This is a genomic window from Amycolatopsis arida (genome assembly GCF_900115565.1).
Lineage (GTDB): Bacteria > Actinomycetota > Actinomycetes > Mycobacteriales > Pseudonocardiaceae > Yuhushiella > Yuhushiella arida.
The window spans coordinates 263,825-280,160 of record NZ_FOWW01000001.1 but is presented as its reverse complement, the minus strand read 5'-3'; the positions used below and the strand labels follow the sequence as shown (position 1 = coordinate 280,160).

The 16,336-nt window shown below is 73.3% G+C and carries 11 protein-coding genes; all 11 read left to right on the top strand.

Annotated features, from left to right (window positions below; translation table 11 throughout):
* Positions 1 to 12 precede the first annotated feature (12 nt).
* The 11 genes from BM051_RS01380 (at position 13) to BM051_RS01330 (ending at position 16,089) form a co-directional block, all read left to right on the top strand.
* Positions 13 to 1,035, top strand: coding sequence for an ABC transporter permease (locus BM051_RS01380; protein ID WP_243859885.1), 1,023 nt, complete (start codon positions 13 to 15; stop codon positions 1,033 to 1,035).
* Complete coding sequence (locus tag BM051_RS01375) at positions 1,032 to 2,090, top strand: substrate-binding domain-containing protein (RefSeq protein WP_092526671.1); 1,059 nt, start codon at positions 1,032 to 1,034, stop codon at positions 2,088 to 2,090. The genes BM051_RS01380 and BM051_RS01375 overlap by 4 nt, the downstream gene beginning before the upstream one ends.
* Before the next feature lie 52 nt (positions 2,091 to 2,142).
* On the top strand, positions 2,143 to 3,318 hold the full coding sequence (locus BM051_RS01370; RefSeq protein WP_092526668.1) for a Gfo/Idh/MocA family protein: 1,176 nt from the start codon (positions 2,143 to 2,145) through the stop codon (positions 3,316 to 3,318).
* 141 nt (positions 3,319 to 3,459) lie between these two features.
* Positions 3,460 to 8,025 (top strand): ThuA domain-containing protein, encoded by a 4,566-nt coding sequence (locus BM051_RS01365; RefSeq protein WP_092526665.1) that lies wholly within the window; start codon positions 3,460 to 3,462, stop codon positions 8,023 to 8,025.
* 105 nt (positions 8,026 to 8,130) lie between these two features.
* Entirely contained in the window at positions 8,131 to 9,300 is a 1,170-nt protein-coding gene (locus tag BM051_RS01360) for an inositol-3-phosphate synthase (protein WP_092526662.1), read from the top strand.
* Between the two features lie 41 nt (positions 9,301 to 9,341).
* Positions 9,342 to 10,196 (top strand): SCO3242 family prenyltransferase, encoded by an 855-nt coding sequence (locus BM051_RS01355; RefSeq protein ID WP_092528355.1) that lies wholly within the window; start codon positions 9,342 to 9,344, stop codon positions 10,194 to 10,196.
* 11 nt (positions 10,197 to 10,207) lie between these two features.
* Entirely contained in the window at positions 10,208 to 11,674 is a 1,467-nt protein-coding gene (locus BM051_RS01350) for an EboA domain-containing protein (RefSeq protein ID WP_243859873.1), read from the top strand.
* Complete coding sequence (locus BM051_RS01345) at positions 11,671 to 12,549, top strand: TatD family hydrolase (protein WP_092526659.1); 879 nt, start codon at positions 11,671 to 11,673, stop codon at positions 12,547 to 12,549. The genes BM051_RS01350 and BM051_RS01345 overlap by 4 nt, the downstream gene beginning before the upstream one ends.
* Positions 12,549 to 13,655 carry a metabolite traffic protein EboE gene (gene eboE / locus BM051_RS01340; RefSeq protein ID WP_092528351.1) on the top strand — a complete coding sequence of 369 codons (1,107 nt, stop codon included), beginning with the start codon at positions 12,549 to 12,551 and terminating at the stop codon, positions 13,653 to 13,655. The genes BM051_RS01345 and eboE overlap by 1 nt, the downstream gene beginning before the upstream one ends.
* Positions 13,652 to 15,070 carry an alkaline phosphatase family protein gene (locus tag BM051_RS01335; RefSeq protein WP_092526656.1) on the top strand — a complete coding sequence of 473 codons (1,419 nt, stop codon included), beginning with the start codon at positions 13,652 to 13,654 and terminating at the stop codon, positions 15,068 to 15,070. The genes eboE and BM051_RS01335 overlap by 4 nt, the downstream gene beginning before the upstream one ends.
* A complete protein-coding gene (locus tag BM051_RS01330) occupies positions 15,067 to 16,089 on the top strand; it encodes a sugar phosphate isomerase/epimerase family protein (protein ID WP_092526653.1) in 1,023 nt (340 codons plus the stop codon). Before BM051_RS01335 ends, BM051_RS01330 begins: the two co-directional genes overlap by 4 nt.
* The last annotated feature ends 247 nt before the right edge of the window (positions 16,090 to 16,336 follow it).

The window sequence follows — 16,336 nt, the reverse complement described above, 5'->3', positions numbered from 1 at the left end:
CCGCCGGTCCGGGTGGACGAGCCCGGCCGCGAGCGGCGCCGCGGACCGTCGGTCGACGTGCGCCTGCTCGGCCTCACCGGCGTGCTCCTGCTGCTCTGCGTGGTGGGCTACCTGACCCGCCCCGACACGTTCCTCACCCAGGAGAACGTCTCCACCATGCTGCGCCTCGCCGCGGCCATCGGCGTGGTGAGCGTCGGCATGACCTTCGTGATCATCGCCGGCGGGATCGACCTGTCCGTCGGCTCGCTGGTGGCGCTGTCCAGCGTCTGGATGACCACGCTCGCGACCCAGTCCTACGGCCCCTGGGTGATGGTCCTCTGTTCCCTCCTGGTCGGCCTCGGCGCCGGGTTGGTCAACGGCGTGCTGGTGGCCTACGGCAGGGTGGTGCCGTTCATCACCACGCTGGCGATGATGGCCTCCGCGCGCGGCCTCGCCGAGCGGATCAGCGGCCGGCGCACCCAGGTGGTCACCGAGACCGGCTTCACCGACTTCTTCCGCGGCGCCTTCCTCGGCGTGCCGGTGCTGGTCTGGATGCTGGCGATCACCTTCGCCGCCGGCTGGGTGGTGCTCAACCGCACCACGTTCGGCCGGCGCACCTACGCCATCGGTGGCAACGTCGAGGCCGCCCGCCTCTCCGGCATCAACGTCCGCCGGCACACCGCGCTCGTCTACGGCATCAGCGGCCTGTGCTGCGGCATCGCCGCGATCATGGTGGTCGCCCGCACCACCTCGGGCGCCTCCACCAACGGGCTGTTCTACGAGCTCGACGCCATCGCCGCGGTGGTGATCGGCGGCACGCTGCTCTCCGGTGGTCGCGGCAGCATCATCGGCACGCTGATCGGCGTGCTGATCTTCACCGTCCTCAATAGCATCTTCACTCAGAACAACCTCGACACCGACATCCAGAACATCGCCAAGGGTGCGATCATCGTCGCCGCCGTGCTGCTCCAGCACACCACCTCCGCCAGGAGGCGGGGCCGGCGACGCGCTCCGGAGCGATCCACAGTAGACACGGCAACCGGGAGCAAGCCATGACCGCAGACACCTCCTTCCTCGCCCGCCGCGGTTTCCTGCTCGGCGCCGCCGGAGTCGGCGCGGGCGCGGTGCTCGCCGGCTGCACCTCCAACCAGCCGGCGCAGCAGCAGGCGCCCACCCAGGCGGGCGCGCAGGGCGCGAACGCCGAGCCGGGCAAGCCGGTCACCATCGGCTTCTCCGCGCCGGCCGCCGACCACGGCTGGATGGCCGCGGTGACGATCAACGCCAGAGCCCAGGCCGAGAACTTCTCCGACGTCACGCTCAACGCCACCGAGGGCACCAACGACGTCAACCAGCAGATCGCCCAGGTCGAGTCGCTGATCAACGGCGGGGTGGACGTGCTGGTGATCCTGCCCTTCGACGGCAAGGCGCTCACCGCCGTGGGCCAGCAGGCCATGGACAGGGGCATCCCGGTGGTCAACGTCGACCGGGTCTTCGACACCCCCCTGGCCTACCGCGCCTGGATCGGCGGCGACAACTACCGGATGGGTGTCAACGCCGGCAACTACATCGCCGAGGAGCTCAAGCGGCAGGGGGTGAGCGACCCGGTGATCGGCGAGGTCGCCGGCATCGACTCGCTGCCGCTGACCCAGCAGCGCAGCCAGGGCTTCGCCGACGCGCTGCAGCGGCACGGCTTCTCCGTCGGCCCGCGGGTGGCCGCGCAGTTCACGCCGGAGTCCGGCGAGACGCAGGCGGCCAACCTGCTGCAGTCGTCGCCCGAGCTGCACGCCCTGTGGAACCACGACGACGACCAGGGCGTGGGCGTGGTCGCGGCGATCGAGAGCTCCGGCCGCTCGGACTTCTTCATGGTCGGCGGCGCCGGCTCGAAGAACATGATGAACCTGATCAAGAACGACAGCGGGCCGGTGAAGGCCACCGTGCTGTACAGCCCGTCGATGGCCTCCTCGGCGATCGCGCTGGCCCGGTTGCTCGGCCAGGGCAAGGGCCTCGGCGACCTCGCCGAGCACGAGATCCCGGCCGAGATCACCACCTACTCGGCGGTGGTGACGAAGGACAACGTCGACTCCTACCTCGACGTCGGGTTCGACTCGTGACCCTCGACCACCACCGGACATCGCCCACACCACCGACACAGGGGGAAGCTCGATGAGCCAGCAGGACGGCGACGCGCTCGGCGTCGCCATGGTCGGCCACGCCTTCATGGGCGCGGTCCACTCCCAGGCGTGGCGCACCGTGCACCACTTCTTCGACGTGCCGTTCGTCCCGCGCATGGTCGCGCTCGGCGGACGGGACCAGCAGCGCACCAAGGAGGCCGCGCAGCGGCTCGGCTGGGAGTCGGTGGAGACCGACTGGCGCGCGTTGGTCGCCCGTGACGACGTCGACGTCGTGGACATCTGCACGCCCGGCGACACGCACTGTGAGATCGCCGTCGCCGCGCTCGCCGCCGGCAAGCACGTGCTGTGCGAGAAGCCGCTGGCCAACAGCGTCGGCGAGGCCGAGCACATGGCCGAGGCCGCCGCGCGGGCCGACCGGGCCGGGGTGCGCTCGATGGTGGCGTTCAACTACCGGAGGGTGCCGGCGCTGGCGCTGGCCCGGCGGCTGGTCGCCGAGGGTCGGCTCGGCGAGCTGCGCCACGTGCGGGCGGTGTACCTGCAGGACTGGCTGTCCGACCCGGCGGCGCCGATGACCTGGCGGTTGCGCAAGGAGCAGGCCGGGTCCGGCGCGCTCGGGGACATCGGCGCGCACATCGTCGACGCCGCGCAGTTCGTCACCGGGGACACGCTGGTCGGGGTGTCCGGCGTGACCGACACGTTCGTCCGCCACCGCCCGGTGGCCGGCGGCTCCCACGGCACCGAGGAGGTGACCGTCGACGACTGCGCGCTGTTCCTCGGCCGGTTCTCCGGTGGCGCACTGGCCAGCTTCGAGGCCACCCGCTACGCGCTGGGCCGGAAGAACGCGATGCGACTGGAGCTCAACGGCTCGCGCGGCAGCCTCAGCTTCGACTTCGAGGCGATGAACGAGCTGTGGTTCTACGACGGCGCCGACCCCGGCGCCGCCGACGGGTTCCGCCGCGTCCTGGTCACCGAGCCCGACCACCCGTACCTGTCCGCGTGGTGGCCGCCGGGTCACCTCCTCGGTTACGAGCACACCTTCACCCACGAGGTCGCCGACTTCCTCACCGCCATCGGCACCGGTGAGCCCCCGCGCCCCGGCTTCGCCGACGGGCTGCGGGTCCAGCGGGTGCTGGACGCCGTGGAACGCAGCGCCGCCGACGGCTCCTGCTGGACCCCCGTCGACCGCGCCGACCAGCACGTGCCGTGACCATCATGACCATCATGACCATCCTGACCACACCGACGACGGCAACTCCACACCGACCGCACCACCGCGTACCGCCCCTCCCCCTCCCCGAGAGAGGTACCCGTGCCACGACGCACCCCGCCCCGAGCGAGATCCGGTAGGTTGTTCCGACTCGGCGCCCGGCTGGGCGCCACCGCGCTGGCCCTGGGCACGACGCTGGCCGGCGCGTCCCTGCCAGCGGCCGCCCAGCCCGCGGCCGCGCAGCCCTCCACCACGCACACCGCCAACGTCCTGGTGTTCAGCAAGACCGCCGGGTACCGGCACGACTCCATTCCGGCGGGCATCGCCGCGATCGAGGAGCTGGGCGCGGAGAACGGCTTCACCGTGGAGGCCACCGAGGACGCCGCGGCGTTCACCGACGACAACCTGGCCAGGTTCGACGCGGTGGTGTGGCTGTCCACCACCGGCGACGTCCTCGACGACGCCCAGCAGGCCGCGTTCGAGCGCTACATCGCCGGCGGAGGTGGCTACGCCGGGGTGCACGCCGCCGCGGACACCGAGTACGACTGGGCGTGGTACGGCGATCTGGTGGGCGCGTACTTCCAGTCGCACCCGCACATCCAGGAGGCGACGGTCAACGTCGAGGACCGGCAGCACCCCTCCACCGCGCACCTGCCGTACCAGTGGACGCGTACCGACGAGTGGTACAACTACGGCGCCAACCCGCGGCGGAACGTGCACGTGCTGGCCTCGCTCGACGAGTCCAGCTACGCCCCGGGTCAGGGCGCGATGGGCGACCACCCGATCGCCTGGTGCCACGAGAACAGCGGCGGCCGGGCCTGGTACACCGGCGGCGGGCACACCACCGGCTCGTACGCCGAGCCGGAGTTCCGGGCGCACCTGCTCGGCGGCATCCTCTACGCGGCGGGGGAGCGGGCGGCCGACTGCTCGCCGCCGGAGCCGGGCGGCCCGCCGGTCGACGACGACTTCGACCAGATCACCCTGGCCAAGGGGGAGGAGCGCACCGGCGAGCCGATCGCGCTCGCGGTGCTGCCCGACCGCAGGGTCCTGCACACCTCGCGCGACGGCGAGGTGTGGCTGACCACCCCGGAGGCCAACACGACGCTGGCGGCCAAGCTCGACGTCTACAGCCACGACGAGGACGGCCTGCAGGGCGTGGCGATCGATCCGGACTTCGCCACCAACCGGTGGGTCTACCTCTACTACGCGCCGCCGCTGGACACCCCGCCCGGGGACGCCCCGGAGAACGGCACCGAGGCCGACTTCGCGCCGTTTCGTGGGCACAACCAGCTCTCCCGGTTCACGCTGACCGACGCCGGCACGCTGGACCTGGCCAGCGAGCAGAAGATCCTGCAGGTGCCGGCCGACCGCGGCATCTGCTGCCACGCCGGCGGGGAGATCGACTTCGACGCCGCGGGCAACCTGCTGTTGTCCACCGGCGACGACACCAACCCGTTCGCCTCCGACGGCTACACCCCGATCGACGAGCGGGCCACCCGCAACCCGGTCTTCGACGCGCAGCGCACCTCCGCCAACACCAACGACCTGCGCGGGAAGCTGCTGCGGATCACGGTGGAGGAGGACGGCAGCTACTCCATTCCGGACGGCAACCTGTTCCCACGGGGCACCGAGAAGACCCGCCCGGAGATCTACGCCATGGGCTTCCGCAACCCGTTCCGGTTCGCCGTCGACAAGCAGACCGGGTGGATCCACCTCGGCGACTACGGCCCCGACGCCGGCTCGGCCAATCCGAACCGTGGACCGGCCGGGATGGTGGAGTTCAACCTGATCAAGGGGCCGGGCAACTACGGCTGGCCGTACTGCGTGGGGGACAACGTCGCCTACCGCGACTACGACTTCGCCACCGGCACCTCCGGCGAGCCGTTCGACTGCGCCCAGCCGAAGAACACCAGCCCGCACAACACCGGCCTGGTCGACCTGCCACCGGCGCAGCCGGCGTGGATCGCCTACGACGGCGGTTCGGTGCCGGAGTTCGGCACCGGTGGCGAGTCGCCGATGGGCGGCCCGGTGTACCGGTTCGACCCGGAGCTGGACTCGGTCACCAAGTTCCCCGAGCACTTCGACGGCAAGAACTTCGCCTACGAGTGGGACCGCGGCTGGATCAAGACGATCGACATCGGGCCGAACGGCGAGCGCGGCGAGATCCGGCCCTTCTTCGACTCGATGGAGCTGGTCCGGCCGATGAACATCGAGTTCGGTCCGGAGGGCTCGCTGTACGTGCTGGACTACGGCACCGGCTTCTTCGGTGGGTCGCCGGAGTCGGCGGTGTACCGGATCGACTACACCAAGGGCAACCGGACGCCGTCGGTGTCGCTCACCGCCGACCGTACCTCCGGGCCGGGGCCGCTGGAGGTGACCTTCGAGCCGGCGGTCTCCGACCCGGACGGCGGGACGCTCGCCTACGCCTGGGACCTCGACGGTGACGGCACCACCGACTCCACCGACACCGGCCCGGTGACGTTCACCTACACCGAGCCCGGCCAGTACACCGCGAAGCTGGAGGTGACCGACCCGACCGGGCTGACCGGCGCGGCCAGCGTGGTGATCACCGCCGGGAACACCGCCCCGACGGTGACCCTGGAGGCCCCCGCGCACGGAGGGTTCTTCGGCTTCGGCGACACCGTGCCGTTCAGGGTCACCGTGACCGACCCGGAGGACGGGCCGATCGACTGCGCCAAGGTGACCGTGGAGTACATCCTCGGCCACGACAACCACGGCCACCCGCTGAGCAGGGCGACCGGCTGCGAGGGGGTCATCCAGACCCCCGCCGACGAGGGCCACGGCCTGGACGCCGACATCTTCGGCGTCATCAACGCCCGCTACACCGACACCGGCGCGCCGGGCGCGCCGCCGCTGACCGGCTCGGCGGAGAACATCCTGCAGCCCAAGGTCAAGCAGGCCGAGTTCTTCACCGAGCACCACGGCACGCGGATCGTGAACGCCGCCGGGGCCAGCGGCGGCAAGCGGGTCGGCTACATCGACGACGGCGACTGGCTCAAGCTCGACCCGGCCAACCTCACCGGTGTCGAGGCGATCGACTACCGGGTGTCCTCCGGCGGTGCCGGCGGCCGGATCGAGCTGCGGGTCGGCGCGCCGGACGGCCCGCTGGTGCACACTGTGCCGGTGCGCAACACCGGCGGGTGGGACGACTACGTCGACGCGCCGATCGCGCCGGTCACCGACCCCGGCGGCACCGCGCCGCTGTACCTTGTGTTCCGTGGCACCGGCTCGGGTGGACTGTTCGATGTGGACGTCCTTCGGGTGCGCGGGTCCGGGGTGGCCCAGCCCGGCACGCCCACCTGTCAGCCGACCCAGCCGGACCCGGGGTACCGGATGCTCTTCGACGGCACCGAGGCGAGCATGGCCGGCTGGCGGCAGGCGGGCCCCGGCTCGTTCCAGCACCAGCCCGACTGCACGATCCGCTCGGTCGGTGGGATGGGGCTGTTCTGGTTCGGCGAGGAGCTGGGCGCCTACCGGCTCGAGCTGGACTGGAAGCTGGCCGGTGACGACAACTCCGGGATCTTCGTCGGGTTCCCCGACCCCGGGAACGACCCGTGGGTCGCGGTGAACCAGGGCTACGAGGTCCAGATCGACGCCACCGACGCGCCCGAGCGCACCACCGGCGCGATCTACGGCTTCCAGTCGGCCGACATCGCCGCCAGGGACGCCGCGCTGAAGCCGGCGGGGGAGTGGAACACCTACGAGATCGTGGTCCGCGGGCAGGCCATCCAGGTGCACCTGAACGGGGTCCTGATCAACGACTTCGTCAGCACCGACCCGAACCGCGACCTGACCCGCGGCTTCGTCGGGATCCAGAACCACGGCGACGGCGACGACGTCTGGTTCCGGAACATCCAGGTCAGCCCGCTCGACGTCGCCGCGCCGGTCACCACGGCCAGCTTCAGCTCGCCGGGGCCGAACGGCTGGCACCCCGGCGAGGTGCCGGTGACGCTCACCGCCACCGACGAGGGAACCGGCGTGGAGCGCATCGAGTGGAGCCTGAACGGCGGCGACTGGGCCACCTACACCGAGCCGATCGCGGTTCGCGACGACGGCGACCACACGCTGCGCTACCGCGCCGTCGACAGGGCCGGCAACGTGGAGCCGGACAAGGCCGCCACGATTCGGATCGACGGCACGTCGCCCACGCTGATGCTGGCCGGCGTCGCCGACGGCAGGGTCTACGGCGACGCCACCGACGTGGTGATCTCCTGGCGGGCCACCGACGCCACCTCCGGCGTGGCCGAGCGGTCCGCCACGCTCGACGGGCAGCCGGTCACCTCCGGCGCGGTGGTGCCGCTGCACCAGCTGGAGCTGGGCACGCACACCCTGGCGCTGTCGGCCAGCGACACCGCCGGCAACCGCGCCGAGCAGTCGGTCGTCTTCGCCACCACCACGTCGCTGCGCGACATCGACCAGCTGGTCGAGCGGTTCAGGGCGAGCAACCGGCTCGCCCTGACGGCGTACGGCGAGCTGGGCAAGCAGCTGCGCAAGGCCAGGACGGCCGAGGCGAAGGGGAAGGACGCCAAGGCGGTGCGCGAGCTGCGCGCGTTCGCCGAGCTGGCCGGTGACCCGGCGCTGGTGCCCGACGCCGGGGTGCGCGCGGTGCTCACCCGGGACGCCGAGGCGGTCATCGGCCACATCGAGGGGGTGGCGCCACTGGCCTCGGCCGGTGCCACCGACTGACCGGCCACAGCGAATCCAACACGGCGGACGGACGCCGGCTGCCGGGCGCGGCAGTGTCAGCAGTGCCCGACAGCCGGCCCCGGCGACGAGCGGAAAGGGGAAGCAATGGCAGCGTGCGGACGCACCGGGCTGTGGCTCATCGGGGCCAGGGGATCGGTGGCCACCACGGCGATCACGGGGCTGCTGGCCCTGCGCGCGGGGGTCGTCCCGCCCACCGGCTGCGTCAGCGCGGGGCCGCGGTTCGCCGAGCTCGGCCTTCCGGACTGGGACGAGCTGGTCGTCGGCGGGCACGACATCGTGTCGACCCCGTTGGACAAGCGGGCGGAGCCGCTCACCGAGGCGGGGGTGATCCCGCACCGGGTGCTCGACGCGGTGCGCGGGCAGCTGGCGGACGTGGACGCCGAGGTGTGCGCCGGCTACCACCCGGCCACCCACGACGGGTCGCAGGCCGACGCGGCCGCCCGGCTCGGCGCGGACATCCGGGCGTTCGCCCGTCGGCACGACCTGGCCAGGGTGGTGGTGCTCAACGTCTCGTCCACCGAGCCGGTGTTCCCGGAGTTGCCCGAGCACCGGTCGCTGCGGTCGCTCGAGGCGGCGATGGCGGTGCCCGGCCGGACGGTGCTGCCGCCGAGCTCGGTCGCCGTCCACGCGGCGCTCTACGCGGGCTGCCCCTATGTCGACTTCACCCCGTCCACCGGCATCCGGCTGCCCGCGCTGGCCGAGCTAGCCGAGCGGCAGGGATTGCCCTACGCCGGGTCGGACGGCAAGACCGGGGAGACCCTCGTGCGCAGCGCGCTCGCGCCGATGTTCGCCGCGCGGGCCCTGCGGGTGCGCTCGTGGGCGGGCACCAACCTGCTCGGCGGCGGGGACGGGCAGACCCTCGCCGACGCCGAGCACGCCGGCAGCAAGCTGGAGTCGAAGGGCCGCGGTCTGGCGACGTTGCTCGGCGGCGAGGTCACCGCGCCGCTGCACATCGACAACGTGCCCGACCTCGGCGAGCAGAAGGTCGCCTGGGACCACGTGTCCTTCGAGGGCTTCCTCGGCGCGCGAATGAGCCTGCAGTTCACCTGGACCGGGCTCGACTCGGCGCTGGCCGCCCCGCTGGTGCTGGACCTGGCGCGGCTCACCGCGGCCGCGCACGCCGCCGGCCAGCGCGGCCCGCTCGGCGCGTTCGCGTTCTTCTTCAAGGACCCAGTCGGCAGCACCGAGCACCGGCTGGCCGAGCAGGCGGCCGCGCTGCACGCGTGGGCGGCAGACCTGCGGGAGCGACAGTGACCTCGCGGAGCCCGCGGACCCGGAGGACCCGGCGGGCCCGGCTGCGCGCGCTGGCCGAGCTGGTGCGGGCGCCCGCCGCGCTCACCGTGCTCGGCGACACGGTGGCCGGCGCCGCGGCCGCCGGGGTGCCGGTGCGCGGCCGCCGGCTGCTGCTGCCGCTGGCGTCGGTGTCGCTGTACTGGGCGGGGATGGCCCTCAACGACTGGTCCGACCGGCGGTTGGACGCCGTGGAGCGGCCGGAGCGGCCAATCCCCTCGGGGCGGGTGAGCGCGGGCGCGGCGCTCGCCACCGGGGGAGCGCTGACCGCCGCCGGCCTCGGCCTGGCCCGGCTCGGTGGGGGCCGGCGCGCCGGGCGGATCGCCGCGCCGCTCGCCGCCGCGGTGTGGGCCTACGACCTGGTGCTCAAGGGCACTCCGGCCGGCCCGGCCGGCATGGCCGCCTGCCGAGCCCTCGACGTGCTGCTCGGCGCCGCCGGTGGTCGCGTGCGCGGCGCGCTGCCCGCCGCGGCGGCGCTCGGCACGCACACCCTCGGGGTCACCGCGCTGTCCGGCGGGGAGGTGCGCGGCGGCTCCCGCGCCGCCGCGACCGCCGCGCTGGCCGGCACGGCGGTGTCCGCCGGGGTGGCCGTGGCCGGGCCCACCCGGTCGCGCCCGCACCGGCTGGCCGCGCTCGCCCTCGGCGCCGGGTACGCCGGCACGGTCGGCGCCGCCCAGCTGGCCGCCGCGGAACGTCCCGCGGCGGGCCGGGTCCGCGCGGCGACCGCCGCGGGGATCCACGGCATGGTCCCGCTGCAGGCCAGCCTGGTCGCCCGGCACGGCGCGCTGCCCGCCGCGGCCGTGCTGGCCGGCGCGCTGCCCCTGGCCCGACGACTCGCGAGGCGGGTGAGCCCCACATGACCGAGCCCCCCATGACTGAGCCCCACATGGCGCTGCCCGGTGCCGGTGTGCCGTTCTCGCTGGGGTACGGCACGAACGGCTTCGCCAACCACCGGCTCGACGACGCGCTCGCGGTGATCGCCGAGCTCGGCTACACCGCCGTGGCGCTGACCCTCGACCACCACCACCTCGACCCGTTCGCCCCCGACCTGCCCCGGCGGGTGCGACGGGTCGGCGACCGGCTGGCCGAGCTGGGCCTGCGGGTCGTGGTGGAGACCGGGGCGCGCTACCTGCTCGACCCGTGGCGCAAGCACCAGCCCACCCTGGTCTCCGCCGAGCCGGAGGCCAGGGTCGAGTTCCTGCGCCGCGCGCTGCGGATCGCCGCCGACCTCGGCGCCGACTGCGTCTCCTTCTGGTCCGGTGTCGCACCGTCCGACGTGGACGAGGACGAGGCGTGGCGCCGGCTGCGCACGGCGCTGGGCCCGGTGCTGGAGGATGCCGACCGGCGGGACGTTCCGCTCGGCCTCGAGCCCGAGCCCGGCCACCTGGTGACCCGGCTGGACCAGGCGCTGCGGTTGCGCCACGAGCTGGGCAGGCCCGAGCCGCTGCGGATCACCCTCGACGTGGGGCACTGCGTGGCGGTGGAGCCGGTCAGCGCCGCGGAGTGCGTCCGCAGGGCCGGCCCGCTGCTGGTCAACGTGCAGCTCGACGACATGCTGCCCGGCGTCCACGAGCACCTCGAGTTCGGCGAGGGCGAGCTCGATCTGCCCGGGACGTTGGCGGCGCTGGTCGAGGTCGGCTATGCCGGGGTGGCCGCCGTCGAGCTGCCCCGGCACAGCCACGCCGCCCCGGAGGTCGCGCGGCGGAGCCTGGCCGCGCTCACCGCCGCGCTGGCCCCGGTCGGCGTGGACCACCCGTGGCTGGTCGAGGCCGAGCGCAGGGTCCGGGCCGAGCCGGCCGCCGCGCGCACGCTGTTCCCCGCGGTCGCGCGGAAGGTCGGCAGGGGCGCGCTGCGGCCGGAGAGCGACCGGGACGGGCTGGTCCACGGCACGGTCGACGACCTGGCTCGGGCGCGGCTGCTCACCGTGCTCGCCGACGCGCTGCCGGCGGACCGGCTGGCCACCGAGGTGCTCGAGCTGTACCGCTACGGCGACGCCGCCGAGCGCCGCGGCGTGCTGCGCGCGCTGCACCTGCTGCCCGAGGCGGTGGCCGGCACCGGGCGGGAGATCGTCGCCGACGCCCTGCGCACCAACGACATCCGGCTGGTGGCCGCCGCGCTCGGTCCGTTCGCCGCGCGCGAGCTGGACGCGCACACGTGGCGGCACGGCGTGCTCAAGTGCCTGTTCGTCGGGGTGCCGCTGGCCGCGGTGAGCGGGCTGCGCGAGCGCACCGACGGCGAGCTGGTCCGGATGGTGTCCGACTACGCGGCCGAGCGCAGGGCGGCGGGGCGGGACGTCCCGGCCGACGCGCTGGCGATTCTGCAGGAGGCAGGCAGGTGAGGATCTTCGATCCGCATGTCCACATGACGTCGCGGACCACCGACGACTACGAGGCGATGTACGCCGCCGGGGTGCGCGCGCTGGTGGAGCCGGCGTTCTGGCTCGGCCAGCCGCGGACGAACGTCGGGTCGTTCACCGACTACTTCGACGGGCTCGTCGGCTGGGAGCGGTTCCGGGCGGCGCAGTTCGGCATCCGGCACCACTGCACGATCGCGCTGAACCCCAAGGAGGCCAACGACCCGCGCTGCGTGCCGGTGCTCGACGTGCTGCCGCGCTACCTCGCCAAGGACGGCGTGGTCGCGGTGGGCGAGGTCGGCTACGACTCGATGACCGAGGCCGAGGAGGCGGCGTTCGCCCGGCAGCTGGAGCTGGCGCTGGAGCACGAGCTGCCGGTGCTGGTGCACACACCGCACCGGGACAAGCTCGCCGGCACCAAGCGCACCCTGGACGTGGTGCGCGAGTCGGGGATCGCGCCGGAGCTGGTGGTGGTGGACCACCTCAACGAGCTCACCGTGGGGCTGGTGGTCGACACCGGGTGCTGGATGGGCTTCTCGATCTACCCGGACACCAAGATGGACGAGCGGCGGATGGTGGCGATCCTGAAGGAGTACGGCACCGACCGGATGCTGGTGAACTCGGCCGCCGACTGGGGCCGCTCGGACCCGCTGAAGACGTACGAGACGGGGCGGGCGATGCTCGAGGGCGGGTTCACCGAGTCCGATGTGGACACGGTGTTGTGGGTCAACCCGGTGGCGTTCTACGGGCAGAGCGGCAAGCTGATGCTCGACGCGCCGGCGGGCACCGAGCCCACCGCGGAGACCTTCGCCGGTAACTCGGTGCTCAGGGGCGCCCGCCCGGACACGGGGGCCGCGTGATGCTGTCGTACTGCACCAACGTGCACCCGGCGGAGGACCTGGCCGGCATCGTGGCTCAGCTCGACGCCTACGCGGTGCCGGTGCGGGAGGAGCTGCACGCCGACCGGCTCGGGGTCGGGCTGTGGCTGGCCGCCGACGTCGCCGCCGGACTGGCCGCCGACCCCGCCGCCCGCCGCCGGCTCACCGCCGAGCTGCGCGCCCGCGGGCTGGCCGTGCACACGCTCAACGCCTTCCCCTACGGCGGATTCCACGCCGAGGTGGTCAAGCACGCCGTCTACCGTCCGAGGTGGACCGAGCTGGCCCGGCTGAAGTACACCCTGGACTGCGCGACGGTGCTCGCCGACCTGCTGCCCGGCGACGCGGACACGGGCAGCATCTCCACCCTGCCGCTGGGCTGGCGGGAGCCGTGGGACCGCGCGGCGGACGACCGGGCGACCGCCGCGCTCGCCGAGGTCGGCGCGGCACTGGCCCGCCACGATCGGCCGATCCGGCTCGCCGTGGAGCCCGAGCCCGGCTGCGTGCTGGACACGGTGGCCGACGCGGTGCGCTGGCTGGCCCCGCGGGTCGACCCCGAGCACGTCGGACTGTGCCTGGACACCTGCCACCTGGCGGTGTCATTCGCCGAGCCGGCGGAGGCGGTGGCCGGGATCTACCGCGCCGGGCTGCGGGTGGTGAAGGTCCAGGCGTCGGCGGCGCTGCACGTCGCGGCGCCGGGCACCGCCGCCGCGCGGGAGGCGCTCGCCAGCTTCGCCGAGCCGCGGTACCTGCACCAGGTGCGCGAGCGGGCCGAGGACGGGTCGGTACTCGCCGCCGACGACCTGCCGGACGCGCTGGACCGGCTGCCCGGCCGCGGGCCGTGGCGGGTGCACTTCCATGTGCCGCTGCACGCCCGGCCGGCGCCGCCGCTGGCCGCGACCACGGACGTGCTCACCACCGCACTCGCCGCGGTGCGGGAGCACGAGCCGGACCGGTTCCCGCACGTCGAGGTGGAGACCTACACGTGGAGCGTGCTGCCGCCGGCGCACCGGCAGGACCTGGTGACCGGCATCGCCGACGAGCTGCGCTGGATGCGGGCCCGGTTGCCCGGTCGGGAGGTGTGCGCGTGACCCCACTCGTGGTGCTCGACGTCGTCGGGCTGACCCCGGCGCTGCTGGCGCACGCGCCGAACCTGCGCCGCATCGGCGAGCGCGGCTGGCGGGCCGAGCTGGGCACCGTGCTGCCCGCGGTGACCTGCAGCGCGCAGTCCACGTTCCTCACCGGGCTGACCCCGGCCGAGCACGGCATCGTCGGCAACGGCTGGTACTTCCGCGATCTCGGCGAGGTCTTCCTGTGGCGGCAGCACAACCGGCTGGTCGGCGGGGAGAAGGTGTGGGAGACCGCGCGGGCCGCCCACCCCGGTTACACCGCGGCCAACATCTGCTGGTGGTACGCGATGGGCACGTCCACCGACCTCACGGTCACCCCGCGGCCGATCTACCACGCCGACGGCCGCAAGTCGCCGGACTGCTACACCCGCCCGCCCCGGCTGCACGACGAGCTGACCGCGGAGCTGGGGCCGTTCCCGCTGTTCCACTACTGGGGCCCGACGGCGTCGATCGAGTCCAGCCGGTGGATCGTCGCCGCGGCCCGCAGGGTGCTCGCCGCCGAGCGGCCGGACCTGCTGCTGGTGTACCTGCCGCACCTGGACTACGACCTGCAGCGGTTCGGCCCGGACGCACCCGAGGCGGTGGCCGCGGCGCGCGCGGTGGACGCCGCGGTGGCGCCGCTGCTGGCCGACGCCGAGGCGGCCGGCGCGACCGTGGTGGCGCTGTCGGAGTACGGCATCACCCCGGCCCGCCGCCCGGTGGACGTCAACCGGGCGCTGCGGCGGGAGGGGCTGCTCGAGGTCTACACCCAGGACGGCATGGAGTACCTGGACCCGTGGGCGTCGCGGGCGTTCGCGGTGGCCGACCACCAGGTCGCGCACGTCTACGTCGCCGACGACGCCGACCTGCCGAAGGTACGCGACCTCGTCGCCGGACTGTCCGGTGTGGATGAGGTGCTGGACCGGCCGGCGCAGGCCAGGTACCGGCTGGACCACGAGCGGTCCGGCGAGCTGGTCGCGGTGGCCGAGCCGGACGCGTGGTTCACCTACTACTACTGGCTCGACGACGACCGCGCGCCCGACTTCGCCCGCGGCGTCGAGATCCACCGCAAGCCCGGCTACGACCCCGCCGAGCTGTTCTTCGACCCGGCCGACCCGCTGGTCAAGGCGAAGGCCGGGCTCAACCTGGTGCGGAAGAAGGTGGGGTTGCGCTACGCGATGAACGTGGTTCCCACCGATCCGCGCTGGGTGCGTGGCACGCACGGCCGGCTACCCGACACCGCCGCCGAGGGCCCCGTGCTGCTGTGCTCCGACCCGGCCGTGCCGTCCAGCCTGGAGGACACAGTGGACAGGACCGGGCGGCTCGCCGCGACCGACGTCCGTGACCTGTTGCTGCGCCTGCAGGCGATCCCGACTCCGAAGGGAGCTCACCCATGAGCCGACCGATCACGTTGTTCACCGGCCAGTGGGCCGACCTGCCGTTCGAGGAGGTGTGCGAGCTCGCCGCGGAGTGGGGCTACGACGGGCTGGAGATCGCCTGCTCCGGCGACCACTTCGAGGTCGACCGGGCGCTGGCCGAGGACGACTACGTGGCCGACCGGCGCAAGCTCCTCGACTCCCACGGGCTGAAGGTGTGGGCGATCTCCAACCACCTGGTGGGCCAGGCGGTGTGCGACGACCCGATCGACGACCGGCACCGCGACATCCTCCCGGCGCGGATCTGGGGCGACGGCGAGCCGGAGGGCGTGCGGCAGCGGGCCGCCGCCGAGCTGGCCGACACCGCGCGGGCGGCGGCGAAGCTCGGGGTGGACACGGTGATCGGCTTCACCGGCTCGAAGATCTGGAAGTACGTGGCGATGTTCCCGCCGGTCGGGCAGGACGTGATCGACGACGGCTACGCCGACTTCGCCCGGCGGTGGAACCCCATCCTGGACGTGTTCGACGCCGAGGGGGTGCGCTTCGCCCACGAGGTGCATCCCTCGGAGATCGCCTACGACTACTGGTCCACCCGGCGCGCGCTGAAGGCCGTGGACCACCGGCCGGCGTTCGGGCTGAACTGGGATCCCTCGCACTTCGTGTGGCAGGACCTCGACCCGGTCGGGTTCATCCTGGACTTCGCCGACCGGATCTACCACGTGGACTGCAAGGACACCAAGAAGCGGTTCGACGGGCGCAACGGGCGGTTGGGCTCGCACCTTCCCTGGGGGGACCCGCGACGGGGCTGGGACTTCGTCTCCACCGGGCACGGCGACGTGGACTGGGAGAGCGCTTTCCGGGCGCTCAACGTGATCGGTTACGCCGGACCGATCTCGGTGGAGTGGGAGGACGCCGGGATGGACCGGTTGCGGGGTGCCGCGGAGGCCGTGCGGTTCCTCCGCGGGTTGCTGTTCGACAGGCCCGCGGCGGCGTTCGACGCCGCGTTCCGTAACCAATCCAGGAAGGAGCCGGAGTTGTGAGCGGAGCTTGCGGAGTGAACCTTTCAACACAGCAGCCTTGGCGAACGGGGCCGACGAGCGTCAGCGAGGAGGGGTTGTGAGCGGAGCTTGCGGAGTGAACCTTTCAACACAGCAGCCTTGGCGAACGGGGCCGACGAGCGTCAGCGAGGAGGGGTTGTGAGCGGAGCTTGCGGAGTGAACCTTTCAACACAGCAGCCTTGGCGAACGGCGCCGACGAGCGTCAGCGAGGAGGGGTTGTGAGCGAGGA

Coding starts and splice junctions, on each gene's coding strand:
- BM051_RS01375 (WP_092526671.1), top strand. CDS start 1,032: ATGACCGCAGACACCTCCTTCCTCGCCCGCCGCGGTTTCCTGCTCGGC.
- BM051_RS01370 (WP_092526668.1), top strand. CDS start 2,143: ATGAGCCAGCAGGACGGCGACGCGCTCGGCGTCGCCATGGTCGGCCAC.
- BM051_RS01360 (WP_092526662.1), top strand. CDS start 8,131: ATGGCAGCGTGCGGACGCACCGGGCTGTGGCTCATCGGGGCCAGGGGA.
- BM051_RS01350 (WP_243859873.1), top strand. CDS start 10,208: ATGACTGAGCCCCACATGGCGCTGCCCGGTGCCGGTGTGCCGTTCTCG.
- eboE (WP_092528351.1), top strand. CDS start 12,549: ATGCTGTCGTACTGCACCAACGTGCACCCGGCGGAGGACCTGGCCGGC.
- BM051_RS01330 (WP_092526653.1), top strand. CDS start 15,067: ATGAGCCGACCGATCACGTTGTTCACCGGCCAGTGGGCCGACCTGCCG.